Raw genomic sequence first — 23,650 nt, forward strand, 5'->3', positions numbered from 1 at the left:
AGAGGCCTGTGCGAACCGCCTTGCGCTGCAAAACGCGCGGCCCTCCCCGCCTCTACTCTGTAAGTCCCGTATGATCCGCCTCGACAATATCAGCAAGCAAAACGGCCACCAGATCCTGTTCATCGACGCCTCCATGGGCGTGCAGAAGGGCGAGAAGGTCGGGCTGGTCGGGCCGAACGGCGCGGGTAAGACGACGCTGTTTCGCATGATCACCGGGCAGGAACCGCCCGATGACGGTCAGGTGTCGATCGATGCCGGCATGACCATCGGCTATTTCAGTCAGGACGTCGGCGAAATGTCCGGGCAAAGCGCCGTCGCCGCCGTGATGGATGGCGTCGGCCCGGTGAGCGCGCTGGCCGCCGAAATGGCCGAGCTTGAGGCCGCCATGGCCGACCCGGATCAGGCCGACAACTTCGATGCGGTTATCGAGCGCTATGGCGAGGTGCAGGCGCGCTTTGAGGAACTGGACGGCTATGCGCTGGAGGCGCGGGCGCGCGAAGTGCTGGCGGGCTTAAGCTTCAGTCAGGAGCGCATGGACGGCGATGTCGGCCTGCTCTCCGGCGGCTGGAAGATGCGGGTGGCGCTGGCGCGCATCCTGCTGATGCGGCCCGACGGCATGTTGCTCGACGAACCGTCGAACCACCTCGATCTCGAAAGTCTGATCTGGCTGGAAGCCTTTCTCAAAAACTACGATGGCGCGCTGCTGATGACCTCGCACGACCGCGCCTTCATGAACCGCATCATCGGCAAGGTCATCGAAATCGATGCCGGTTCGCTGATCACCTATTCCGGCGATCTCGACTTCTACGACCAGCAACGCGCCCTGACCGAGGCACAAAGGCAGGCGCAGTACGAGCGTCAGCAGGCCATGCTGGCCAAGGAAATCAAATTTATCGAGCGCTTCAAGGCGCGCGCGTCCCATGCGGCGCAGGTCCAGAGCCGCGTCAAGAAGCTCGACAAGATCGAGCGCGTCGAAGCGCCGCGCCGTCGTCAGTCGGTACAGTTCGAATTCCGCAGCCCCCCGCGTTCGGGCGACGACGTGCTGAACCTGCGCGACGTGCACAAAAGCTATGGCGACCACGCCATTTACAGCGGGCTCGACTTCAAGGTGCGGCGCAAGGAACGCTGGTGCGTGCTGGGGGCCAATGGCGCGGGCAAGTCCACCCTGCTCAAGCTGGTGGCCGGGGATACCACACCCGACAAAGGCACGGTCACCGTCGGGGCCAGTGTGAAGATGGGTTATTTCGCCCAGCATTCGATGGATCTGCTCGACGGCGAAGAGACGATTTTCGAATCTCTGGAAGGCGCGTTCCCGCAGGCCCCTCAGGGTGCGCTGCGCACCCTGGCCGGATGCTTCGGCTTCTCCGGCGACGATGTGGAAAAGCCCTGCCGTGTGCTTTCGGGCGGCGAAAAGGCGCGTCTGGTCATGGCGCGGATGCTGTTCGATCCGCCCAATCTTCTGGTGCTTGATGAACCGACCAACCACTTGGATATGGTGACCAAGGAAATGCTGGTTGCGGCGCTGGCCGATTTCGAAGGGACCATGCTATTCGTCTCGCACGACCGTCACTTTCTGGCCGCCCTGTCCAACCGCGTGCTGGAACTGACGCCCGACGGCGTGCACGAATATGGCGGCGGCTATACGGAATATGTGGCACGCACCGGTCAGGAAGCACCGGGCCTGCACCCGAACGGGTAAGCTCCGGTTAACCCTGTCGCTTACCGGAATGTTCACGCGCATCGGATATCATGGTTACTTCCGCAATCCAGCGGTAAGTATCTTTGCCCATGACCGTTCCGCTTACCCCCCCTGCCTCCCTGTCCTGCCGTTATATGGAGGGCGACGCCACTGAGCTGACGCAGCTCAAGGGAGAGGCCGTGGATGCTATAGACACCGCCATGGTAATCACCGACACCAGCGGCCGGTTTCTGTATGTCAACGAAGCGTTTCGCAACCTGCTTGGGTTCAGCGCCTCGGAGTTGAGCGGAAACACACTAGGGGATCTGTGCCGGCGGCATTCGGATTCCTGCGAACACCTCGAAGACATACTGACCGACGTCCACCGCAACGGTCAGCGCAGTGGCGAGTTGCTGGTCCATGATCGCAACGGTCACCCGATGTGGGTGTCTTTCAGCGCCACCGCCATGACCGACGCCGCCCATCGCCGCCGCGTCATCGCCATCGTCAGTGATATCACCTACGCCAAGCTGAACGACACGCTGCAACGGCTGGTCTTTGATGCCATGATGCAAGACAAGCCCCTGCCCGAAACGATGTCGCTGCTCTGCCTTGAGGTCGAGCATATGGTGCAGGACGTCCGCATGTCCGTACTGCGGGTGGCGGAGGGCAAGCTGAACCCGCTGGCCGCGCCCGGTCTGCCCGACTGGTACAATGCCGCCCTCGCAGGTCTTACCATTGGCCCTGTTGTCGGCTCGTGCGGCACCGCCGCCTGGCGCGGTGAGCCGGTCATGGTCAATGACATGCGCTCCGATCCCCTGTGGGCACCGTATCAGGCATTAGCCGAGCCTCTGGGTTACACCGCCTGCTGGTCCACGCCCTTCAAGGACAAGGCGGGCACGGTCATCGGCACCTTCGCCTTCTATTCGACCCATCCCTTTGTCCTCAATACCTTCGTGCAGTGCATTGTCGATATCTGCACACAATTATGCACCCTGGCTTTCGAAAAGGATGCTTTTCAGGCGCGTATTCAGTACCTGGCCCATCATGACTCCCTGACCGGCCTGCCCAATCGCGGCTTCTACCAGACACGTCTGGCCGAAGAAGCTGCGCGTGCCACACGTCAGAAGACGCAACTGGCCCTGCATCTGATCGACCTTGACCGCTTCAAGGAGGTCAATGACACCATGGGGCACATGGTCGGCGACGAAGTGCTGATCACCGTTGCCGAAACCCTGCGCGATCTGGCCAGCCCCGGCGACGTGCTGGCGCGACTGGGGGGCGACGAGTTCGTCTTTCTTCAGGTCGGCGTGACCCGGCGCGCTCAGGCCGAAGCCAAGGCAGAGGCGCTGGTCAGCGCCCTTCAGGCGGAGATGCAAGCGCAGTTTGGCCATCAGGCCCCCGATGTCGGGGCCAGCCTTGGCTTTGCCCTCTATCCCGACGAAGGCCCGACGCTTGATCGCCTGACGCGCCATGCCGATATGGCGCTGTATAAGGCCAAGACGGACGGTCGCGGCTGCTGGCGCGCCTTCGATGCCACCATGGCCGAGGCTCTGCGCCGCCGTCGCCGCCTTGAGGCCGATCTGCGCGACGCGCTTGCCCACGGTCAGCGAGGCTTGTCGCTGGTCTATCAGCCGCAGTTCTGCCTGAACCTCAATCGTTTCATCGGCTACGAGGCTCTGGTACGCTGGACGCACCCGGAACTGGGGTCGATCCCGCCGATTGATTTTATTCCGGTGGCCGAAGAGGCCGGCCTGATCACCGCTCTGGGGCAATGGATATTGTCGCGCGCGCTGGAAACCGCGGCTACCTGGCCTGCGCATCTGAACCTTGCGGTCAATCTGTCGCCCCTGCAAATCTGCGAGGGCGATCTGACCCGCTATGTGCAGCAGGAACTGATCCGCACGGGCTTCCGCCCGCAGCGTCTGGAGCTGGAGGTCACCGAAGGCGTGCTGATCGAAAACACCGACCGCGCCTTGCACGTGCTGCGTAAGCTCAAGGGCATGGGCGTGCGTATTGCCATGGACGATTTCGGCACCGGCTATTCCTCGCTCTCCTACCTTCAGACCTTCCCCTTCGATCTGATCAAGATCGACCGTAGCTTTGTCGAAGGTCTGACGCCGTCGCCGGACCGCAAGGTGCACAAGCACGGCATACCGGCCGAAGCGATCGTCCGCGCCGTTATCGGTATGGCGCACGCTATCAACATACCGGTCATCGCCGAAGGCGTGGAAACCCAGGAACAGATGGACCTGCTGCGAGACATGGGCGCCGATGCTGTGCAGGGCTATCTTATCGGGCGGCCGCAGGCCTATTGCCTCAGCGAAGCGCCGCCTGCGCTTTTGGCAGCGGGTCAGCGCTGAGGCCCTGGCGGCGCGGGCCGATGACAGGCCTCTGCCCCGGTTGTGGCTTTGACTTTGACGCCACCCGGTCGCTATTATACTGGGTCTGAGTCGCCGACACCTGCGGCTTGATTGAGAGCGGCAGAGGTCGCGAGAGAGACTTAAACTCCATGTCCATCATAGACTCTGTCGGTCGCCTCGAAAAAAACGATCCCGCCCCGCTCTATCTGCAACTGCAAAAGGTGTTGCGCGAAGCCATCCGCGCGCGCGTCTTTGTGGCCGATGACGCCATCCCGCCCGAACGCGATCTGGCCGAAGCCTTTGACGTCTCACGCATTACTGTGCGCAAGGCCATTGACGGGCTGGTCAACGAAGGGCTTCTGACGCGCCGTCGCGGGGCCGGCACCTTTGTCGCCGCCCGTGTCGAAAAGAGCTTTTCCAAGCTGTCCTCCTTTTCCGAAGACATGATTTCGCGCGGCCGCAAACCGCACAGCGTCTGGGTCAGCAAGTCGGAAGGGGCCGTCACCCCTGAAGAAGCCCTGTCTCTGGGTCTGTCGCCCGGTTCGCTGGTCTATCGCTTCCACCGCATCCGCTATGCCGACGATTCGACCATGGCGCTCGAATATTCGACCATTCCCGGCTATTGCCTGCCCTCAATCGAAGCGGTTGGCGATTCGCTGTACGCGGCGCTGGAAACCTCCGGCCACCGTCCGGTGCGTGCGCTTCAGCGCCTGCGCGCCATCTCCTTTTCGCGCGATCAGGCCGAACAGTTGAATGTCACAGCCGGTGAGCCCGGCCTTTTTATCGAACGGCGTGGCTTTCTGGCCGACGGGCGCGCCGCTGAATTCACCCAGAGCTATTATCGCGGCGACGCCTATGATGTGGTCGCCGAACTGAACGATCTCTGAGCGAAATGACTTTAAGTGGAAACGTCATTTCGCTCTAAATTTTTGTTTAGTCGCGATGTTTTTGCGGAAAACCGCTCACACTTTTCCGCACATCACTCTATGCGAAACACGCCTTTTGACTTTTGCGCGTAATCGGGCATCGTCCCCCTCTGTATAATCAGGCGGGGAGACAGCAATGAGTGATCCGAAGACCGCGGCGCAACGCCTGCCTTCTCTGGATGTCCTGCGTGGCCTGACGGTCATCGGCATGATCCTCGTCAATGCCACGGCAGGCATGTATTACGGCCTTCAGGCCAAGGTTTTTCCGCTGCTTCTGCACGCCCACTGGGAGGGACTTAAGATCGCCGATGTGGTCTTTCCCGCCTTCCTGACCATGGTCGGCCTGTCCATCCCGATGGCCCTGAACCGGGCGAAGATGACGACGGGCCTCGATGCCGCTCAGGCCCGCAAGATAGGCTGGCGCGTCGTGCGGCTGTTCCTCATCGGCTGGCTGCTGTCGAACCTCGGCTGGCTAGCGCATTTCGATGGTGAGCCCTGGCGCTTCTGGGGTGTACTGCAACGCATCGGCCTCGTCTATGGCGCAGCCGCGGTGTTGTTCCTGTGGTTCGGCCCGAAGACGCGGTTGGGGATCGCTGCGGCCATCCTGTTGCTCTACTGGCCCCTGAGCCTGCTTCCGGCGCTTGATGGCCTGCCCGGCGATATCTGGGAGCGCGGCCACAATTTCATCGCCTCGGTCGATCGCCTGATGTTCGGCGCGGGCGGCCATAACTACGTCAAGGGGCCGGAAGGCTACGACCCCGAAGGCCTGCTCGGCACCCTGCCCGCCATCGCGCAGGCTTTGCTTGGCATGGCGGCGGGTGAGTTCCTCATGCAGGCCCACAGGCGCAGCGCCCTGACCCTCGCCGGGGCGGGCGCGCTTCTGCTGATCCTTGGCGCAGGCTGGGGCTTTGTCTTTCCGGTCATCAAGGACATCTGGTCCTCGTCCTTTGTGCTGGTGACAACGGGGATCACCTTCCTGGCTCTGGCGCCGCTCCATGCGTGTCTTGATAATCGAGACACCCCACTGCGTGGCCCCCTCAGCCTGCCCGTAACCTTCGCCAGCGCCTTTGGCCTGAACGCCATCGCCGCCTATGTGCTGCACTTTTTGATGAACCCGCTGCTCGGCTGGGATTTGCTGACCCAAACCTATTTTCTGAGCCGCGCCACCGTGGGCGAGGCCGTGGCAGCCCTGTTTCCGGTCGGCCTGTTCATTCTCTGCGTCTGGCTGCCAATCGAATATCTGCGCCGCAAGGGCTGGATCCTAAAGGTTTAAGGCCGCCATTTAGCCCAATTCATATCCAATTTTACCGTCAGAGGCGACCATTGTGGGGGCAGAAATCACCCCCAAACAATTGAAACCAAGTTTTCTATAGACAGAATTGCGATTTTGCCCTCCTATCTGGACAATACCAAAATGCAGAATAGGTCCTATAGATCATGAATGCGTCTCCCCCGGAAAAAGCCCCCAGTCTTGTCGTAACCATGGGCCTGATTGGCCTGATGTTCTTCATCTTCGGTTTTGTGACCTGGCTGAACGGACCGCTGATCACCTTCGTCAAGTTCGCCTTCGACCTTGATGATGTCGGCTCCTTCATGGTGCTGATGGTGTTCTACATGTCCTATTTCGTGCTGGCCCTGCCCTCGGCCTTCATCCTGAAGGTGACGGGCATGAAGAAGGGCATGGCGCTGGGGCTTCTGGTCATGGCGGTGGGCGCCGCCATGTTCGGGCAGTTCGCCACGCATCGCATCTATGTCGGGGCCATGACGGGCCTGTTCACCATCGGTGCGGGTCTGGCGCTGCTGCAAACGGCAGCCAACCCCTATATTTCCATCGTCGGCCCCATCGAGTCGGCAGCGCAGCGCATCGCCGTCATGGGTATTTTCAACAAGCTGGCCGGCATCGCCGCCCCCTTCGTCTTCGGCGCTCTGGTAATGAGCGGCATTACCGAGTTCGGGGCCAAGCTGGAGGCCACGACCGACCCCGCCGCCCGCGAACTGCTGCTCAGCGGCTTCGCGCAAAAGGTCCTGTGGCCCTATATGGGCATGGCCGCCCTGCTGGTGGCGCTGGCTGTCTTCGTGCTGAAATCGCCCCTGCCCGAACTGAAGGGCGAGTCGAAAGCTGAAATCCCTTCGCAAAAAGGCGGCAAGGGCCTGTTCGCCCACCCCAACCTGTTCTTCGGCGTCCTGTGTATCTTCCTCTATGTCGGCGTTGAGGTGATGGCCGGTGACGCCATCGGCACCTATGGCGCGGCCTTTGGTCTGCCGCTTGACCGCACGGTCCTGTTCACCTCGCTGACCCTGGCCGGGATGCTGGTCGGCTATATCGTTGGCTGGATCGTCATTCCGCGTTTTGTTTCGCAGGAAAAGTACCTCGCCTTCTCAGCCATTCTGGGTGTACTGTTCACTCTGGGGGCCTTCCTGACCAAAGATTATGTCTCGGTCGGTTTCGTCGCCGCTCTGGGCTTTGCCAACGCCATGATGTGGCCGGCTATCTTCCCGCTGGGCATCCGCGGCCTTGGCCGTCATACCGAGATCGGCTCGGCCCTGATGATCATGGGCATCTGTGGCGGGGCCATTCTGCCGCGCCTCTATGTCGGTCTGGCTGAGGCCATACCGTTCCAGACGGCCTTCCTCGTGGTGATGACGCCGGCCTATCTCTATATCCTGTTCTTCGCCCTGTTCGGCAGCCGCGTGGCGGCCAAGGGATAAAGGGCGTGGATATGACGCAGTACTTCCTCGGCATAGATGGCGGCGGCTCCAATTGCCGCGCGCGTCTGCGTGACGCCGAAGGCCGCCTTCTGGGCGAAGGCATGAGCGGTTCGGCCAATATCCGTCTGGGGCTCGACCTCGTCTGGGGCCACATCCTCGAAGCCACGGATCAGGCGCTGGCGCAGGCCGGACTGACGCGCGACGCCTTTGCCCGCACAGCGATCGGGTTGGGTCTGGCCGGTATCACCACCGCCGAAGACGCCGCCCGCACGATTGCCGCCGGGCCGCGCTTTGCCTTTGCGTCGGCCGGAACCGACGCCCACGCCGCCGTACTGGGGGCCTTTTCCGGCCGCGACGGCGCGATTCTGATCACCGGCACCGGTTCGGCGGGCTATGCCTGGGTAAAGGGCAAGGGCCATGCGGTGGGCGGCTGGGGCTTTGAAGTCTCCGACGATGGATCTGCGGCCGTTCTGGGTCGCGAAGCCACGCGCGTCGCCCTGCACGCCTATGATGGCCTTGCGCCGCGCAGCGCCTTCACCGACGCCGTGATGGCGCGCTTCAACGATCAGCCGTCGCAGGTCGTAGCCTGGGCGACGACGGCGCGCCCCAAGGACTACGGGACGCTGGCCCCGCTGATCCTGTCGCACGCGCAGGACGGCGATGCCGTGGCCGTGGCCCTGATCGAACAGGCGGCCCGTGATCTGGGCCGCTATATCCGCCGGCTGAACGAGCTGGGGGCCGCGCAGGTCTGCCTCGTCGGCGGCATGGCGGGCGTACTGACGCCATGGCTGGCCCCGTGGACCCGGCCGCTTTTGGCCACGCCGGAGCAGGACGCCATCGAAGGCGCGCTGCTGATGGCCAAGGGCGCAGGCAATGGCCTGAGTTCGGTTACTAGTGAGGTTGTTTCGTGAGTTTTACCCTTTCCAATGCCCGCCTTGTCACGCCGGTCGGCGTCGTCGAAGGCTCCCTGACTATCGACGGTGACCATATCACCGCCATCGGGGCCGAAACCGGCGGGCTTGATCTCGAAGGCGGCTATCTGCTGCCGGGCTTTATCGACACGCAGGTCAATGGCGGGGGCGGTGTGCTGTTCAACGACACCCCGACCGCCGAAGCCATTGCCGCCATCGGGGCCGCGCATCGCACCTATGGCACGACGGGCTTCTTCACCACCCTGATTTCGGATGATCTTAGCGTGGTGGACAAGGCCCTGCGCGCCACCGAAGCCGCCATCGCTCAGGGCGTACCCGGCGTGCTGGGCATCCATATCGAAGGCCCCTTCCTCAATGTAAAGCGCAAGGGCACCCACGACGAGAGCAAGTTCCGCCGCCTCGATGCCGAGGCCGTGCAGCTCTTGTCTTCGCTCAAAGCGGGTAAGGTGCTGGTGACGCTGGCCCCTGAACTGGCCGCTCCGGAGGACATTCAGGCACTGGCCGAGGCGGGCGTGATCATCGCCGCCGGTCACACGGACGCCACCTATGCCGAAGCCCGGCGGGGCTTTGAGGCCGGCATTACCGGCGTCACCCACCTCTATAACGCCATGTCGCCCCTGTCGCATCGCGCGCCGGGTGTCGTCGGGGCCGTGCTCGAAAGCGACGACATCTATGCCGGCATCATCGTCGATGGGGCACACGTCGATCCGGTGGCCCTGAAGATCGCGCTGAAAAGCCGCCCGCACGACCGTTTCATGCTGGTTACGGACGCCATGCCGACGGTGGGCTCTGCCACTAAGCACTTTAACCTGATGGGTAAGGATATCCGCGTCGAAAACGGCGTCTGCGTCGGACCGGACGGCACTTTGGCCGGGTCCGATCTCGATATGGCTACCGCGGTGCGCAACAGCGTTCAGATGCTGGACCTGCCGCTAGAAACGGCTTCGATGATGGCCTCCGAAGCCCCCGCGCGTTTCATGAAGCTGCCCAGGACCTACGGTCATCTGGCGGTCGGTGCGCGTGCGGACCTTGTATGGCTCGATGCCGACCTTCAGGTGCGCGGCGTCTGGATCGGCGGTCAGTCGGACGAGGCCCTGCGCAAGGCCGCGTAACCGGCTTGAAGCTAGATCATTATGATTTCTGGTAGAAACATAATGATCAAGATTTTTGATTAGCCCCTCGCCGGGCGGTGGCTGCGCCACCTTGGCCGCCGCCTCAATGGCGGCTTGAGCGAAATGATTCCACTAGAAATCATTTCGCTCTAACGAAACACAAAACGCCCGGCTGATCGCTCAGCCGGGCGTTTTGATTACGACAGAACAACGATCACCACCCGACGGTTGGCCGCGCGGCCTTCGCGCGTCGTGTTCGGTGCAACGGGCTGTTCCGCCCCATAGGAGATGGAGGCCATGCGGTTCAGCGCCACGCCCTGACTGTTCAGGAAACGCTTCACGCTGTCGGCGCGGGCATTGCCGAGGCGATAGTTGATGTCATCCGTCCCGGTCGAATCGGTAAAGCCCTGAATTTCCAGATAGACATTCTTGTTGTCGCGCTTCAGCCGCGCGGCGAGGTCGGCCAGCACCTGTTTGCCCTGCTCAGACAGAATGGCCTTATCGGTGTCGAACCTGATGGAATCATCGCTCAGAACGACGGAATAGTTGAACTTGCCTTCGGCCAGCTTGCCCGCCGCCGTGGCGCGGCTCAGCGCCTCCTGCGTCGTCTGATCGAGTTGCGTGAGGCGGGTCTCCTGCTGGTCGATCCGGCCATTGGTCGCCGTAATCTTGTCATCGACGTACTTGTGGCTGGCACAGGCCGTCACGGACAGCATAAGGGGGATCGCCACAAGCAGGGCCCCGGATTTTAAACGCGTCATCGAAAACCTTTCTGTTCACGAATCCACCCATTTCCGCCACGCCCTTTGATTGATAAGGCAAAAATCGACCGAAAAAGGGCACGCCTATCCCACACCCTGCGAACCGCATCGTCCCTTTATATTTCCGTCAGCACCCAGCTGGCGTCGTCATGCGGCTTGAAACGCGGGTAGCGCAGCCCTTCCGGATCGGCGCGTTCGATGTTGCGTAAGCGCTCGATCAGCGCGTCCCCCTGCCCGGCCTTTAGCCCCTCCCGCACCTCGGCAAAGGGCACGCCATAGGCTCCCCACAGGTCGTAAAACCCGTCCGTGGCCATCAGCACAGAGTGTACGCCGGCCACCGGGACGCGCGTGACCTGCATCCCCGCCAGACAGGCCGTATCGAGGCTCAACACCCAATAGCCGCCAGCCGTATTCATTTTCGAGCGGTTATCGCGCAACAGCGGATCAAGCTGGGACCGCGCCGCCTTCAGTCCGATCGGCCCCTGTTCGGCGCGCATGGCGACCAGTCGCTCAAGTGCTGCCGCATCGAGCGCTTCCAGAACCTCACCACCCGGCAGGGCCGTCACCGCACCGTCCGGGGCGATCAGCCACACCTTGACGTCACCCAGTACGCCGATTTCCAGCGTGTCCCCCTCACGTCGCATCACCGCGGCCCCCGCCGATGGCATGGCCCACGGGGCGTCGGGCAAGGGGCCAGCCGCCTCATAAACCGCCCGCGCCGCCTCGATGGCCGCGCTCAGGCGCTCAGGCACGCTACCGCTCGTGTGGGCCAGCCTGCCTGAAACGAAGTGCGCAAACCACGCGGCGTCGCTGGTCCCCGCCATGCGCGACGGCCCCAGCGACGTGGCCCCATCCAGCAGCCACACGGCGTCTCCCGCTGCCCCCAGCGAGTCCTCATTATAGACGCCGCCGCGATTCGATCCCTGAGACACGATACGCATAAGGCGCTCCTTTAAACCGGCATATAGGCGTCAAACCACTCACCGCGCGTCAGGCGGCCGTCGATCTTGCAGATCACATCGACGCGTGCGCGGATACACACGGCCTGATCGGCGACGCGCACCACCTGCTGATCGAATATGATCTTGGCGCGTTCGCGCCGCACCTTTGAGCGCACCTCGAACACCTGCCCGCCGGTAAGCGAGTTCACGAAGTCGATCTCCATGTGCGAGGTCATCAGGAAGATGTTCTGCGGGATCAGATCGGCGAACTTGACGCCCTGATGCTCCAGGAATTCGTGTCGCGCATATTCCATATAGACCAGATAGTTGGCGTTATTGACCACGCCCTGCGCGTCGCATTCGGAATCGCGCACCTTGAGCGTGCTAATGAAAACGCCGTCTTCGACACGGTTGAGCATAGGGCACCTCCGGTATTGCTGGTAGCGGTCCACAGCGCGCCCGGCAAGATGAAACCGCAAGTCCCCTTTACGGTGAAATTACAAACGGCTCGCTTTCCGGCACAGCAAACCCACCGCGAAAAGCCCAAGCTGAGGAGACCGATCATCATAGGGAGATACGATCATGGGCCGTGCCGTTCTGCTGTGGCTTCTGGGGGTGCCGATCCCCGTCATCATCCTGCTGGCGCTTCTGTTCCGCTGAGTGAGGGCATCACATGAAAACGCTCGATCCGGCGGTTCAATCCGCACAGGCGGACCTTTATGAAGACGATTATTACGAGGTGACGCCCGGTTCCGGGGCCTGCTGGCCGTCGATTCTGGCCGGAGCGGCCGCCGCGGCGGCCTTGTCCCTGATGCTGCTAATGCTGGGGCAAGGGCTGGGCCTGTCCTCGGTGTCCCCGTGGGAATCTATGGGTGAAACCGCCGCCAGGCTGACCGTCGGTGCGGCCATCTGGCTGATCGTCATGCAGTGGCTGTCTTCGGCGCTGGGTGGCTATCTGGCGGGACGCCTGCGCAAGACCTATGTCGGCGTCGATAAGGACGAAGCCTTCTTCCGCGATACGGCGCAAGGCTTCCTCGCCTGGGCCGTCGCGACTCTGTTCACGGCTGCCGTACTGGCCAGCGTCGCCGGTGCGGTTGTGGGTTCCGGCGTGCAAGCCGGGGCCACCGTCGCTGCCGGGGCCGCTTCGGGCGACAGGAGCGATCCGACAACGGCCTATTATACCGACATGCTGTACCGCGCCTCGGCCAATCCCACCGCATCCGTTGCGGGGGCGCCGACGGGTCAGACCCTGCCGGATGTGACCGCCGAAACCGGGCGCATCCTCAGCTACGGTATTGAGCACGGCGATGTATCACCGGCGGACAAGGCCTATCTGGCCTCACTGATCGCGGCGCGCACCAATCTCAGCGAAGCGGATGCCTCGGCGCGCGTCGATACGGTTCTGGCTCAGGCCAAGGCCGCCCGCGACGCCACGCTCGAAGCCGCCGACGAGGCGCGCAAGGCGTGGGCCAAGGTGATGATCTACAGCTTCCTGTCGCTGCTGATCGGTGCCTTCATCGGCGCCGTGGCCGGAGCCATCGGCGGCCGCCAGCGCGATCAGGACTAGGGCTCAACCCTCCTCCCCCTTGCGCCGAAATGGGGAGGAGATATCAGGCGATAATGTCCGGGCGGATGCGGTCTTCCAGCGTGCTGATCTGATCGCGCACGGCCAGCTTCTTGCGCTTCAGGCGGGCAATCAGGATCTGATCCGGCAGGGGCATGGTTTCCAGCGCCAAAATCGAATCATCGAGATCCTTATGCTCCTGACGCAGGTGCGCCAGTTGCGTGCGCAGATTGACCGTTTCGGCATCCAGCGGCAGGGACGCGATGGCGGGATCGGTTTCGCGCAGGACGGGTTCCAGGTCATCCTTCTGGTATTCCAGCGCCTCTTCGGTCACCAGTTCCAGATTGCTGTGATCAAGGTCTTCACGATGGATCACCCGGCGTTCGAGGTCGCTGCTCGATTCGACCGGCGTGTTTTTCACTAGCTGCAGCGAGTCGGGACGGAAAAGAGCGCGGATATTGCTGTCATCGTGCATGTGGACCAGCTCCGGTTCGTTCTGAATGGGACATTCTGAAAGGGCCAGGCTGTTCCCGTGTACGCACCGGACGGCCTGTGAATATTAAACATTATACCTCAAAAAACCGCGCTCCGAAAGGGCATCGCAGAAGGCATTCAGCGGATTTCGCGGCACAACCCGCGCCCATAGCCGCGCCACGGCCAGCAGGTTGTCGCGCGCCGCCTTTTCCGGTTCAGCCGAGCCGCCCCCGACCAATGCCGCCAAAGCTTCCATCTGAGCGCGTTCGGCCTCGATCTCCAGCCCTTTGATGCGTGTGCGCAAGGCTTCGCGGTGGGCGTCGTCCATGTCCCCGACCACCGCGCGCATCCGCTGACGGATGCTGCGCAACGGCACGACGACTGTATCGGCATAGGCGCGCGATATATCGACCGCCGCCTCCGCCGTCTCTTCGTCCAGCGCCACGCCGCGCACCCCGGCCCACACAGCAAACAGCATCAGCGGTACGTTCTGCCCGTGCGTGTCCTGTAACTCAAGGCACACTGACGGCACGCCGTCGCCCGCATAGGCGGTCAGCGCCCAGTCCCAGAAGGCGGTGTCACTCATCCTTAAGACCGTTCCAGCGCGTCATCGGGGCATCGAGACCGAACAAGTCAAGCGCCCGAGCCACGCTCTGATCCACCATCTCCTGCAAGGACTGCGGGCGAGTGTAGAAGGCCGGCACCGGCGGGGCGACAATGGCCCCCATCTCGGTTACGGCGGTCATAGTGCGCAGATGCCCCAGATGCAGCGGGCTTTCGCGCACCATCAGCACCAACCGTCGCCGCTCTTTCAGGACCACATCGGCGGCCCGGCTGATCAGGTTGGAGGTCACGCCCGTGGTGATTTCGCTCATCGTCTTGATCGAGCACGGGGCGACCAGCATCCCCAGGGTACGAAAGGAGCCCGACGCAATCGTCGCCCCGATGTCGCCGACCTTATGCACCTGATCGGCCAGGGCGTTGAGATCGCCAATGGTCAGGTCGGTTTCGGCATTCAGGGACAGGGCCGCCGCGCGCGACACCACCAGATGGCTTTCGATCTTAAGCTCACGCAGCATCCGCAGTGCGGTGATACCATAGACCGCACCGGACGCCCCGGATATGGCTACGATAAGTCTTTGATTAGCTTCCGCCATTGCCGCGCGTCCTTTTTGTTGCCACAATAAGTGGCTCATAAGATTAAGCTTTTACTAAATATGAATCTCGCAAATCCGTGATCGGATGTAATGGATCGTGATTACACAGTAAAGCGTTTTGGGTGTTCCCTATACGTGTTCAAGCCTCGATCCGACCACGGAGCATGTGGGAAAAGGGATGGGGTTCCGGTCGGCAGTATCCTCTTCCGGCCCAGTCTTACGAGCAAAGGAGATAGCTCATGAGCATTGAAGCGAGAGTGCGTGAACTTGATCACCGTCATCAGGTCCTCAAGGACACCATCGCCCGCGAATCGCGTTCGCCTTCGGCGGACTCGCTCTATCTCAAGGAACTTAAGCGTAAGAAGTTGAAACTGAAGGATGAAATCGACACCATCAAAGCCACTCTGCGACAGGAACGAACGTATGAGACTCTCCAGTGACGGGGGGTGATGGCTTTTTGAAACACGAACGCCGGAGGGGACACCTCCGGCGTTTTTTATTGGTTTTAGCCACGAAAAACACGAAAAGCACGAACGGGAGACGCTTGAACGCCCGGCGCGTGGTGCCGTTCGTGGTGAAGGCGGGTGCAGGGGTTAGAGCGGGATTTCGTTCAGATTGAACCGAAATCCCGCTCCAGCCTTTTGCTTAGTCGCGCATTTGATTCTGAAAACCGTTACACACTTTTCAGAATGCGCTCTGGGCCCCTGCCCGCCGGAGGCCTCTTCGCTACTTGACCGCTATTTCGAACGGGCTGACTGGCAGGGTGGCGTCGGTGAGATTGCACACCGGCGAGTCCCCCCAGCAGTAGCGCACGCGGGTGGCCGAAGCCACCGAAGGTCCGCTCAGCACCAGCGCATCCCCGGCCAGGCGAGCCTCGGCGTACTGACAGCTTCCGACGCCCTCGCCACACAGTTCAAAGCGCACAGCCGCCTGTCCATCGCCGGTTTTCAACGCACCGTCGAGGTGAGCGAAGCGCACGCTTACCTGCCCGTTGGCGCGGGTGGCTTCGATCGGCACGCCACCGGAGGGCGACAGTGAGGCCTTATAGATCAGGCTTTGCGCCGCACGCGACAGGCGCTTGCCCACGGTCAGCTTGTCACGCGGGTGGATATCGAGCGGATTGCCGATGTCAATGGTAACGGCATAGGCGGCGCGCTTGTCATTCAGTGCGGCGCGGCGTTGCGCCTCACGCACCCCTGACCAGCCGGACTCGACGGGCGCCGTGGGGATGGTCCCGAAATTGGCCAGTTGCACCAGCAGGAAGGCTGTGTCCGGCCCGAACTGCTGCCGCCAGTCGGCCATCAGCCCGGCCATCAGCGCCTCGTACTTAGCCGCTTCGCCGGTATTGGACTCGCCCTGATACCACAGCGCTCCGGTCAGGGCGTAAGGCCCGATGGGGGCAATCATCGCCTGATGCAGGGTGATCAAACCGCCGGTCGGGTCCCACGGCGCGGTCGGCGGGAAGCGCACGTTTTGCGGCGGCTGCCAATAGCGCCAGCCGGTCTGCAAGGGCTTGGCCGTGCCGTTGGCCAGCCGCAGCTCGCGCACGGCGTCGCCGAACATGCCGCCCTTGGCCCACAGATCAACGGCCTGCACGACGATGACGTTGTCGCCAGCCTTCAGGGCTCCAGGGGCCAGCTTGTAATGGCGCGCATCGGCCGGGGCCGAGGTATATCCGACGGCGACGCCATTCACAAAGGTCAGGTCGATATCGTCGATAGCCCCCAGGCTGAGCGTCGCCCCCTGTTTCGCCTCTTCAGCCGTCAGTTTGACCGTAAGCGCGTACCACAGCGGCCCGTTGTAATCGCTTAAGGCCTTGACGCCCCAGTCCTCGAAATTGCGGCTGACATCGGGGACGGCGACCCAGCCGGTCAGGGCCTGCGGCGTCACCGCCCAGGGTGTCCCCGGCCCGCCTGCGGCCTGCCACCAACGGATATAGGTCTGGCCATAGACCTGCGCCGCCTGACTGCGATCGGCGGCATAGGTGTCGAGCACATCGAGATCGGCCTGATAACCGCCGATCTTTTGCAGGGCGGCGCGGCTCATCCACGGCTGAATCTTCGACCCGCCCCATGAGGCATTGATCAGGCCGATGGGCACATTGACGTGGGTTTGCAGATCACGGGCGAAATTATAGCACACGGCTGACCAGTTGGGCGTGGTGGCGGGGGACGCCGTCTGCCATTCGGTCGGGGCGAGAAAGTGCGATTGCGGCGTGAAGGCCTGCGTCTTCTGCACCGTCATCATGCGGATGGTCGGGTTCTGCGAGGTGGCGATATGCTCCGCCGCGCCGATCGTGTCCTTCAGGTTCCATTCCATGTTCGACTGACCGGAACAGAGATAGACATCCCCGACCAGCACATCGGACACGGTCTGCTTCACCGCGCCGGCCGAGGCGGTCAGCACATAGGGGCCGCCCGCTGACAGGGGGGGCAGTTCGGCGCGCCAATGCCCGGTCGCGTCGGTCAGCGCCGTCACGCGGGCAGAGCCGAAGCTCAGCGTCACCGTCTCGCCCGGCTTGGCCTCGCCCCAGACGGGGACGGGCCGGTCGCGCTGAAGCACGGCATGGTCACGGAACACGTCAGCCAAAATGGGTTTGTCCTGTGCCTGAGCCGCCATAGGCAGGCTGAGCGCGATAAGGCCGGCAAGCCAGTGTCGTCGCATGGTAATAACTCCCTGTGTGTTATTGTTAGCGCTAACGCTAACCCCGCCCGCCCCCGCCGGTCAAACGCAAAAAGGCCGGACACCCTGCGGCATCCGGCCTACTTTAGTCGTATAATATGACTTTACAGCGCGATCACGCCGCCGTCCGTCTTGGTGATGACGATGGTGGCCGAACGCGGACGACCCGCCGTGGTGCCCGACTGGCTATAGGGCCAGTTAGAGGACGGGGTCGTCGGCGTACCGCCTTCGCCCGGATGCTGGATATTGACGAACAGGGTACGACCATCCGGCGTCGAATCGATGCCGGTGATTTCGCACTCCTTGGGCCCGACGAGGAAGCGGCGCAGTTGCATCCCCGGGGCCTTACCCACAAAAGTGGCTTGCGTGGCCGTCGCGCCGCCCGTGCCCGTATTGGTGATGGTGCGCGCACCGCCGTCGCCGACACGCCCCGGCATGGCCGCCAGCATCATGCAGTTGGTGACGTCGGTATAGGCCCCGTCGTCCGTCTGTATCCACAGCAGCGGATTGACCAGACCACCGGCATTGCTGCTGCGTGAGAACCACAGACCGTCGGGGCTCGAGAAGTCGTTGGTGGCGTCAAGACCGGAGATATTGATATGGGTCGCATCCAGATCGGCCCCGGCCCCGAAGGCGTAGATGTCCCACTGGAAGCTGGTGGCTTCGGCATTGTCGCCCGCTTCGCGCAGACGGATGATGTGGCCGTTCGGGTTGCCGAAGTTATTGGTCGTCCCCCTTGGGTCATTATAGTGACGCGGGTTGGCAGCATTGGTGCCGGTCAGCGGGCGGTTCGAGGCGTTGTTGTTGGTCAGGGTTAGATAGACCTCGCCATTGGCCGGGTTAACCGCCGCCCATTCCGGACGGTCCATCTTGGTCGCGCCGAGAACATCAGCCGCCAGACGGGTGTTGATCAGCACGTCCGCCTGATTGGCGAAGGCATAGGTGGTATTGGCCGCAGTCAGCACGCCCGTACCGAAGACGAGCGGCAGCCACACGCCCTGACCCGTGGCGTCAAAGCGCGCCACATAAAGTGTGCCATTATCGAGATACTTGTCACCGATGGCCAGACGATCCGTGGCGTTGGCGTCCGCCGCCGACCACGGCGTGGCCGACACGAACTTATAGAAATATTCGCCGCGCGAATCGTCGCCCATGTAGAAGACCGGCTTGCGGCCCGCCACAAAATTGGCCGGCCACGCGCCTTCGTGACCCATGCGGCCCAGCGCCGTGCGCTTGCGCGGCACCGAATTGGCGTCATAGGGGTCGATTTCGACCACCCAGCCGTACTGGTTGGCTTCATTGCGGTAATCACCCGTGCCGTCCGCGGCCTTGGTCGTATCGACCGTGGTGTTCCACTTGGAAAACTTCCACTGATCGGCCGCGTTGGCAGCCGTCACCGTGGCCCAGTTATTGGCCCCGGCGGCCCCTTGCGACAGGCCGTAGCGGTTCAGCGCCACCACAGATTTGGCGCTGCGGTTGGCGTTGTCGCCCGACGCGCGGCGGAAATAGCCGGCCCAGTTTTCTTCGCAGGTCAGGTAGGTGCCCCAGGCATTGACGCCGTTGGCGCAGTTGTTGATCGTGCCGCGCGCCATGGTGCCTTCGGGTGAAAAGACGGTCTTGAGTTGCGCATCGCCGCGCGCCGGGCCGCTCAGTGTCATCGGCGTATTCGGCGTGATGCGGCGGTTGAGCGCCCCACCCTGCACATAGGTCCAGGCGCCGCCCGACTGCATGACTTCGACGACGCTGACGCCGTGGGCTTCGATTTCCTTCAACGCCTCGGCTTCCGGACGCGCGCCAGAAACCAATGTCGGGCCATTAATATGCAGATATTGCTCGGAAATATTCTCGTGGTTCATAACCAGGAGGCCGCGCGTCGAGCTGTTGGCATCGCGCGCCGTGCCCGTAGCGGCCAGACCGAAGAAGGCCATACCGTCGTGGTGGTCGCCCGCGCGACCGGCAAAGTTGGTGTCGGTGCCGTTATTGGCAAAGGCCGCCACACCCGACAGGATCGGGTCGCCCATGCGGTACAGCACGCTGACCGAATAGCCTTCCGGCACGGTCACGATGTCGTTCTTGTTCTTGGCTACGGCGGTGAAGCCGAGCTGCGCCGGGTTGATGGTGACCAGCGTGTCCTGATAGGTGCTGCGGCCCTGACCATCGACGGCGGTCAGACGGAATTCCAGATTGGTGGTCCCGGCGACCGAAGGCGCGATAAAGGTCGGGTTGGGCGTATTGGCGTTGCTCAGGGTGACCGACGGACCGGCGACCTGCGTCCAGCTCAGGCTCGCCGCCTGGGTGGCGCTGCCGTTGAGCGTGACGACGCGGCCCGAGGTCGAAGCCCCGACCTGACCGGCATTGATGACGGCCGCCGATTTGTTGTCGTCGCTGCCGCCGCAGGCGCTCAGGCCAAACAGACCGGCCACGGCCACCATGCCGCCCAGCAGTTGACGGCGCGACTGGCGCTCAGCGATCACGTCGCTCAGCGACGGATTAGCCGAGGTGTTGAACTCAAGATCACCGTCGCTGTGACGGCCGGTCAGCTTGGAATCGGACATGCGGGGAGCCCCTCTGAATTATCTTCGGTGGCCCTTCTTCCGACGGTTGTGTGACGGCGGTTTGAAGACTTGGTAGTGGTTTTATGACAAGCCGAAAACAGAAAGGGACGCAGGGCTTTGGCCCTGCGCCCCTTTCTGTTTTCTGTTATTCGGACTCAGTATTCGTCATCTTCCTCGTCGTGGACGGGCTTGGACGGGGCCGAGCCGAAGACGTCTTCGACCGTCAGGTCGGCCTTGCGCGAGAAGGTCTCTTCTTCGTCGTCGAACGGCACCACGACCGGGGCCGCCGGTTGCAGCGACGGATCGTCCAGCGGGATACCCAGCTTTTCGGCCTGCTTGCGCTTCACTTCGGCAGCCTTCCTGACGGCGGCGTCCAGCTCGATCTGCGAGACGAGGCCCAGCGTCACCGGGTCAACGGGTTTCAGGTTGGCGGCGTTCCAGTGGGTACGGTTGCGCACCTGCTCAATCGTGGTCTTGGTGGTGCCGAGCAGCTTGGAAATCTGCGCGTCGGTGACTTCCGGATGGTTCTTGACGAACCAGTAGATGGCGTCCGGGCGGTCCTGACGGCGCGACACGGGCGTGTAGCGCGGGGCCTTCTTTTGCGGCTTGAGCAGTTCGGCGTGGCGGCTCTTTTGCGCCTGCATACGGTAGGACGGGGTCTTTTCCGCCTTGTCCAGTTCTTCGCGGGTCAACTGACCATTGGCGATCGGGTCGGCCCCGCGGATGTCGCGCGCCACTTCGCCGTCGGCAATGCCTTTCACTTCGAGCAGGTGCAGGCCGCAGAAATCGGCGATCTGCTCGAACGAGAGGCTGGTATTATCGACCAGCCACACGGCGGTCGCTTTCGGCATCAGGATATCGGCCATATTCAGTCTCACAAATAGCTACGCCCGGCCTTTGCGACCGGGCGTGAGGGGATTCTTGTCATCGCTATAGACCGATTTTTCATCGAAGGGAATAGGATTATCAGCGACAAAGCGGGTAGTGGTTTTTGGCCTCGACAGAAACTGCCGCTCACCATAGATTGCACATAATACCGCCAGATCAGGGGAAAAGAGATGACCGTCGCCGCTTCCCTCGCCCTGTGGCTTCTGGCCGCCGCGCCTGTCGAACAGGCACCGCCACAACCGCCCATCTATGCGATGCGTGATCAGGTGCGCCGGGTGGCCTTCGACCCCTCAACCTATTTCGACGATCCACAGTTTGATCTGATCCATATTGCCTATCATGGTGATGACTATGACTGGCCCTACTATGCCATTGCGATCCGCCGGAACTGCGATCACGGAACAGAGGAAGGTTGTGAAGTACGGTTTCAGGCTCGGCGGGTTAAGGTCCCCGTCGAACCGGGCGAACGACCGCGTAAGAGCGGTAGCCGTTTTGTCCACAAGGTGATGCAAAACGCCGAGGGGTCTGCGGACCTGCGCCCGGTACTGGATCAGGCCGGATTGATGTGGGAAGAGACGGACCTAAAGGCCTGTCCCAATGCGATTAAGGTGCTGGCGAAAGCTTCAGGTCTGGAGTGGGTACGCAAAACCACCGTTGCCCCCGTCAAGGGTGACGAAATCCGCATCGCACTGCACGCGGACAAGATCACGGTCGCTTTCAACGAATATTTGCAGGAAGCGACCTATTACGGCGCACTACACGAAGGCACGCCCGCTGCATGGGCTAACACACTGGCTCAGACGCTGGAGCCCTGCTGGAAACCGGCCACGGCGCCGCCGCCGTGGCGGAAGTGAGGGGCTACCACCTCAGCACTACCTTGCCCGTGTGCTGGCCGCTATCGAGATAGGCCTGCGCCGCTCCGGCGTCGGCGGCGTCGAACACCCTGGCCAGCACCGGGCGGATGGCCCCGCCTTCGATCAGCGGCCACACCCGTTCGGCCACCGCCGCGCTAAGGCGGGCCTTTTCGTCGGCGCTACGCGGCCTGAGCATCGAGCCGGTGAGTACGCCCTGTTTCTGCATCAGGCGCGGCAACTCGATTTCGGTGGCGTTGCCACGGATCATACCAACCTGCACGATGCGCCCCCTATGCTTGAGGCACAGGATGTTTTTGGGCGTGTAGTCGCCCCCCATGATGTCGAGCACCACATCGGCCCCGCCAAGGTCTTTGACCGGGGTGACAAAATCACTGTCGCTTGTGTCGATCACGTTATCGGCCCCCAGTGCCTTTACCCACGCCGCCCGCTCCGCCCCGCGCACGGTGGCGATGACGCGCGCACCAAACCCTTTTGCCATCATCACCGTCATCGAACCGATACCGGAATTGGCCCCGTGGACCAGCACGGTCTCACCGGCCTGCAAAGCGCCGTGCTCCATCAGATTGGCATAGACGGTCAGGCACACTTCGGGCAGGCCCGCCGCTTCGGCGTCGCTCAGACCGCGCGGCACGGGCAGGAGGTGGCGGGCATCGACGCTGACGAATTCGGCATAGCCGCCGCCATTGACCAGGCTGCACACCCGGTCGCCCGCTTTCCACAGATTTTCGTCGCTGTTGACGGTTTCGACCGTTCCGGCGACCTCAAGGCCCATAACCGGCGACGCACCGGGCGGCGGCGGGTAGCTGCCCTGCCTTTGCAAGATGTCGGGACGATTTACGCCGGCGTGGCTGACCCGAATTAACACATGTCCCCGCCCCACTTCGGGACGCGGCACATCGCCCACATACAGATCATCGGCAGAGTGGCCGCCTTCGCGGATGAGAATAGCTTTCATGATCAACCGTGCCGCTTGCTTTCTTCGCCCCGTGGGGGTTTTATAGGACATGTAGAGACATTTACGGCCAGCGCAACGGTTCGCGCGCTGGCTGCAAAGGTTTCCAACCCGTGATATAACCCCAGAGGAGACGCCGCATGTCGGACGAGGAAGCGTTTGCCCCCGCTTTTCGCTCAGGCACCGGGCCGGGCGGGCCGCTGAATGCCTTGATCCGTGAGGATCTGAGCGGTTATTCGGTCATCGACCTCAAGGAGCGCATCGGCGCGCTTGAGGCCGAAATCGTGCGTACCCGGACCATGCTCGACTCCAAGCAGAGTGGTCGCAGCGCGGCGGAAGCCCTGTTCTCCTTCAAGGGGAGTTAGGGCTTTGTTAGGGTTCGGCGTGGCAGGTGCGCGCCCCGTCCTGTCGCTTCGGGTGGCACGCCCGTTGCAGGACGATCAGTGACCTTAGGGGTGCCGTTTGCGCCCCTTACGTATTGTGTGTTTTGAGATTTTCCGAAGGCCAGCCATGTCCGATACCGGTGCCGTAGTTTCCCTGTCCCAGCGTGCGGACCTCGTGCGTGATTTTGCCCGTTCGGACCTGTTCGACCGGACCTTCCGCGAAGGTATGGGTCTGGTGGAAGAAACGGCCTCCTATCTGGACGGCGATGGCCGCCGCGACTCGCGCATCCTGAGCCGCGAAGACGCCCTGCTCTATGCCGGTGAGTCCATGCGCCTGACGACGCGCCTGATGCAGATCGCCTCGTGGCTGCTGGTGCAGCGCGCCGTGCGCGAAGGCGATATGGAAGCCACCGACGCCTGCGACGAAAAGTATCGCCTGTCGGCCGCCGCCCAGAGCGAATATGGCGACCAGCTCAAGGTGCTGCCGCAGGGGCTTTTGGAACTGCTGGACCGTTCCAACCGCCTGTATGACCGCATCTCGCACCTCGATCGCCGCATGTTCGTCGAAGCCGAGGCGGACAAGCCGCAGACCAATCCGGTGCTGGATCAGATGGCCCTGCTGCGCAACACGTTCGGTAATCTCTGATATCCTCCTCCCCTGTAGCGAAGCGGGCGGGATGAAAAACTTGCCCCCGGCC

Annotated in this window: 22 protein-coding genes; 12 read left to right on the forward strand and 10 right to left on the reverse strand. The window is 62.5% G+C overall.

The window, feature by feature from the left end:
- Positions 1–70: 70 nt before the first annotated feature.
- The 7 genes from ACK8OE_RS02225 (at position 71) to nagA (ending at position 9,720) form a co-directional block, all read left to right on the forward strand.
- Entirely contained in the window at positions 71–1,699 is a 1,629-nt protein-coding gene (locus ACK8OE_RS02225; protein WP_126420829.1) for an ABC-F family ATP-binding cassette domain-containing protein, read from the forward strand.
- An 89-nt stretch (positions 1,700–1,788) separates the two neighbouring features.
- Positions 1,789–4,041 (forward strand): EAL domain-containing protein, encoded by a 2,253-nt coding sequence (locus ACK8OE_RS02230; RefSeq protein WP_410271200.1) that lies wholly within the window; start codon positions 1,789–1,791, stop codon positions 4,039–4,041.
- 149 nt (positions 4,042–4,190) lie between these two features.
- Entirely contained in the window at positions 4,191–4,928 is a 738-nt protein-coding gene (locus tag ACK8OE_RS02235; protein WP_126420833.1) for a GntR family transcriptional regulator, read from the forward strand.
- A 175-nt stretch (positions 4,929–5,103) separates the two neighbouring features.
- Positions 5,104–6,240 carry an acyltransferase family protein gene (locus tag ACK8OE_RS02240; protein ID WP_410271201.1) on the forward strand — a complete coding sequence of 379 codons (1,137 nt, stop codon included), beginning with the start codon at positions 5,104–5,106 and terminating at the stop codon, positions 6,238–6,240.
- 164 nt (positions 6,241–6,404) lie between these two features.
- On the forward strand, positions 6,405–7,676 hold the full coding sequence (locus ACK8OE_RS02245) for a sugar MFS transporter (protein WP_410271202.1): 1,272 nt from the start codon (positions 6,405–6,407) through the stop codon (positions 7,674–7,676).
- Positions 7,677–7,687: 11 nt separating this feature from the next.
- Positions 7,688–8,587, forward strand: a complete 900-nt coding sequence (locus ACK8OE_RS02250) for a BadF/BadG/BcrA/BcrD ATPase family protein (protein WP_290794496.1) — start codon at positions 7,688–7,690, stop codon at positions 8,585–8,587.
- Positions 8,584–9,720, forward strand: coding sequence for an N-acetylglucosamine-6-phosphate deacetylase (nagA, locus tag ACK8OE_RS02255; RefSeq protein WP_410271203.1), 1,137 nt, complete (start codon positions 8,584–8,586; stop codon positions 9,718–9,720). The genes ACK8OE_RS02250 and nagA overlap by 4 nt, the downstream gene beginning before the upstream one ends.
- A 197-nt stretch (positions 9,721–9,917) precedes the next feature.
- On the opposite strand, the gene ACK8OE_RS02260 is transcribed toward nagA, so the two are convergent.
- The 3 genes from ACK8OE_RS02260 to ACK8OE_RS02270 form a co-directional block, all read right to left on the reverse strand.
- On the reverse strand, positions 9,918–10,481 hold the full coding sequence (locus ACK8OE_RS02260; RefSeq protein ID WP_290794502.1) for an OmpA family protein: 564 nt from the start codon (positions 10,479–10,481) through the stop codon (positions 9,918–9,920).
- Between the two features lie 116 nt (positions 10,482–10,597).
- Positions 10,598–11,422 (reverse strand): hypothetical protein, encoded by an 825-nt coding sequence (locus ACK8OE_RS02265; protein ID WP_410271204.1) that lies wholly within the window; start codon positions 11,420–11,422, stop codon positions 10,598–10,600.
- Positions 11,423–11,433: 11 nt separating this feature from the next.
- Positions 11,434–11,841, reverse strand: coding sequence for an acyl-CoA thioesterase (locus ACK8OE_RS02270; protein ID WP_410271205.1), 408 nt, complete (start codon positions 11,839–11,841; stop codon positions 11,434–11,436).
- Positions 11,842–12,095: 254 nt separating this feature from the next.
- On the opposite strand from ACK8OE_RS02270, the gene ACK8OE_RS02275 reads away from it, so the two are divergent.
- Positions 12,096–12,989: a hypothetical protein gene (locus ACK8OE_RS02275; protein ID WP_410271206.1), complete on the forward strand. Its 894-nt coding sequence runs from the start codon at positions 12,096–12,098 to the stop codon at positions 12,987–12,989.
- 43 nt (positions 12,990–13,032) lie between these two features.
- On the opposite strand, the gene ACK8OE_RS02280 is transcribed toward ACK8OE_RS02275, so the two are convergent.
- The 3 genes from ACK8OE_RS02280 to ACK8OE_RS02290 form a co-directional block, all read right to left on the reverse strand.
- Positions 13,033–13,461, reverse strand: coding sequence for a YdcH family protein (locus ACK8OE_RS02280; RefSeq protein WP_232037104.1), 429 nt, complete (start codon positions 13,459–13,461; stop codon positions 13,033–13,035).
- Positions 13,462–13,545: 84 nt separating this feature from the next.
- The gene (locus ACK8OE_RS02285; protein WP_410271207.1) at positions 13,546–14,046 is read right to left on the reverse strand and encodes a TIGR02444 family protein; all 501 of its coding nucleotides are present in this window, start codon (positions 14,044–14,046) and stop codon (positions 13,546–13,548) included.
- Positions 14,039–14,617: a UbiX family flavin prenyltransferase gene (locus tag ACK8OE_RS02290; protein ID WP_410271208.1), complete on the reverse strand. Its 579-nt coding sequence runs from the start codon at positions 14,615–14,617 to the stop codon at positions 14,039–14,041. Before ACK8OE_RS02290 ends, ACK8OE_RS02285 begins: the two co-directional genes overlap by 8 nt.
- 239 nt (positions 14,618–14,856) lie before the next feature.
- Here ACK8OE_RS02290 and ACK8OE_RS02295 point away from each other — a divergent pair, with 239 nt between their 5' ends.
- Entirely contained in the window at positions 14,857–15,057 is a 201-nt protein-coding gene (locus ACK8OE_RS02295) for a DUF465 domain-containing protein (RefSeq protein WP_013479202.1), read from the forward strand.
- Positions 15,058–15,343: 286 nt separating this feature from the next.
- Here the strand turns inward: ACK8OE_RS02295 and ACK8OE_RS02300 are convergent, their stop codons facing one another.
- The 3 genes from ACK8OE_RS02300 to ACK8OE_RS02310 all read right to left on the reverse strand — a co-directional run bounded on the left by ACK8OE_RS02300 (position 15,344) and on the right by ACK8OE_RS02310 (position 20,720).
- On the reverse strand, positions 15,344–17,281 hold the full coding sequence (locus ACK8OE_RS02300; protein WP_410271209.1) for a sialate O-acetylesterase: 1,938 nt from the start codon (positions 17,279–17,281) through the stop codon (positions 15,344–15,346).
- Between the two features lie 122 nt (positions 17,282–17,403).
- Positions 17,404–19,854 carry an alkaline phosphatase PhoX gene (locus tag ACK8OE_RS02305; protein ID WP_410271210.1) on the reverse strand — a complete coding sequence of 817 codons (2,451 nt, stop codon included), beginning with the start codon at positions 19,852–19,854 and terminating at the stop codon, positions 17,404–17,406.
- Between the two features lie 155 nt (positions 19,855–20,009).
- Entirely contained in the window at positions 20,010–20,720 is a 711-nt protein-coding gene (locus ACK8OE_RS02310; RefSeq protein ID WP_290794534.1) for a DUF1013 domain-containing protein, read from the reverse strand.
- A gap of 192 nt (positions 20,721–20,912) precedes the next feature.
- Here ACK8OE_RS02310 and ACK8OE_RS02315 point away from each other — a divergent pair, with 192 nt between their 5' ends.
- Entirely contained in the window at positions 20,913–21,596 is a 684-nt protein-coding gene (locus tag ACK8OE_RS02315; protein ID WP_410271211.1) for a hypothetical protein, read from the forward strand.
- A 4-nt stretch (positions 21,597–21,600) separates the two neighbouring features.
- Here the strand turns inward: ACK8OE_RS02315 and ACK8OE_RS02320 are convergent, their stop codons facing one another.
- Positions 21,601–22,572, reverse strand: coding sequence for an NAD(P)H-quinone oxidoreductase (locus ACK8OE_RS02320; RefSeq protein WP_410271212.1), 972 nt, complete (start codon positions 22,570–22,572; stop codon positions 21,601–21,603).
- A 137-nt stretch (positions 22,573–22,709) separates the two neighbouring features.
- Between ACK8OE_RS02320 and ACK8OE_RS02325 the strand changes: the two genes are divergently transcribed.
- Positions 22,710–22,934, forward strand: coding sequence for a DUF1192 domain-containing protein (locus tag ACK8OE_RS02325; protein WP_410271213.1), 225 nt, complete (start codon positions 22,710–22,712; stop codon positions 22,932–22,934).
- 145 nt (positions 22,935–23,079) lie between these two features.
- The gene (locus ACK8OE_RS02330) at positions 23,080–23,598 is read left to right on the forward strand and encodes a DUF1465 family protein (protein ID WP_013479208.1); all 519 of its coding nucleotides are present in this window, start codon (positions 23,080–23,082) and stop codon (positions 23,596–23,598) included.
- Positions 23,599–23,650 lie beyond the last annotated feature (52 nt).

It is taken from the genome of Asticcacaulis sp. W401b, assembly GCF_046503825.1.
GTDB lineage: Bacteria > Pseudomonadota > Alphaproteobacteria > Caulobacterales > Caulobacteraceae > Asticcacaulis.

Excerpts from the sequence above, each read along its gene's own strand:
- ACK8OE_RS02315 (WP_410271211.1), top strand. The coding sequence starts at position 20,913 with ATGACCGTCGCCGCTTCCCTCGCCCTGTGGCTTCTGGCCGCCGCGCCT.
- ACK8OE_RS02295 (WP_013479202.1), top strand. The coding sequence starts at position 14,857 with ATGAGCATTGAAGCGAGAGTGCGTGAACTTGATCACCGTCATCAGGTC.
- ACK8OE_RS02320 (WP_410271212.1), bottom strand. The coding sequence starts at position 22,572 with ATGAAAGCTATTCTCATCCGCGAAGGCGGCCACTCTGCCGATGATCTG.
- ACK8OE_RS02265 (WP_410271204.1), bottom strand. The coding sequence starts at position 11,422 with ATGCGTATCGTGTCTCAGGGATCGAATCGCGGCGGCGTCTATAATGAG.
- ACK8OE_RS02240 (WP_410271201.1), top strand. The coding sequence starts at position 5,104 with ATGAGTGATCCGAAGACCGCGGCGCAACGCCTGCCTTCTCTGGATGTC.
- ACK8OE_RS02275 (WP_410271206.1), top strand. The coding sequence starts at position 12,096 with ATGAAAACGCTCGATCCGGCGGTTCAATCCGCACAGGCGGACCTTTAT.
- ACK8OE_RS02245 (WP_410271202.1), top strand. The coding sequence starts at position 6,405 with ATGAATGCGTCTCCCCCGGAAAAAGCCCCCAGTCTTGTCGTAACCATG.
- ACK8OE_RS02300 (WP_410271209.1), bottom strand. The coding sequence starts at position 17,281 with ATGCGACGACACTGGCTTGCCGGCCTTATCGCGCTCAGCCTGCCTATG.
- ACK8OE_RS02270 (WP_410271205.1), bottom strand. The coding sequence starts at position 11,841 with ATGCTCAACCGTGTCGAAGACGGCGTTTTCATTAGCACGCTCAAGGTG.
- ACK8OE_RS02230 (WP_410271200.1), top strand. The coding sequence starts at position 1,789 with ATGACCGTTCCGCTTACCCCCCCTGCCTCCCTGTCCTGCCGTTATATG.
- ACK8OE_RS02235 (WP_126420833.1), top strand. The coding sequence starts at position 4,191 with ATGTCCATCATAGACTCTGTCGGTCGCCTCGAAAAAAACGATCCCGCC.
- ACK8OE_RS02305 (WP_410271210.1), bottom strand. The coding sequence starts at position 19,854 with ATGTCCGATTCCAAGCTGACCGGCCGTCACAGCGACGGTGATCTTGAG.
- ACK8OE_RS02285 (WP_410271207.1), bottom strand. The coding sequence starts at position 14,046 with ATGAGTGACACCGCCTTCTGGGACTGGGCGCTGACCGCCTATGCGGGC.
- ACK8OE_RS02290 (WP_410271208.1), bottom strand. The coding sequence starts at position 14,617 with ATGGCGGAAGCTAATCAAAGACTTATCGTAGCCATATCCGGGGCGTCC.
- ACK8OE_RS02250 (WP_290794496.1), top strand. The coding sequence starts at position 7,688 with ATGACGCAGTACTTCCTCGGCATAGATGGCGGCGGCTCCAATTGCCGC.
- ACK8OE_RS02325 (WP_410271213.1), top strand. The coding sequence starts at position 22,710 with ATGTCGGACGAGGAAGCGTTTGCCCCCGCTTTTCGCTCAGGCACCGGG.
- ACK8OE_RS02225 (WP_126420829.1), top strand. The coding sequence starts at position 71 with ATGATCCGCCTCGACAATATCAGCAAGCAAAACGGCCACCAGATCCTG.
- ACK8OE_RS02280 (WP_232037104.1), bottom strand. The coding sequence starts at position 13,461 with ATGCACGATGACAGCAATATCCGCGCTCTTTTCCGTCCCGACTCGCTG.
- ACK8OE_RS02260 (WP_290794502.1), bottom strand. The coding sequence starts at position 10,481 with ATGACGCGTTTAAAATCCGGGGCCCTGCTTGTGGCGATCCCCCTTATG.
- ACK8OE_RS02330 (WP_013479208.1), top strand. The coding sequence starts at position 23,080 with ATGTCCGATACCGGTGCCGTAGTTTCCCTGTCCCAGCGTGCGGACCTC.
- ACK8OE_RS02310 (WP_290794534.1), bottom strand. The coding sequence starts at position 20,720 with ATGGCCGATATCCTGATGCCGAAAGCGACCGCCGTGTGGCTGGTCGAT.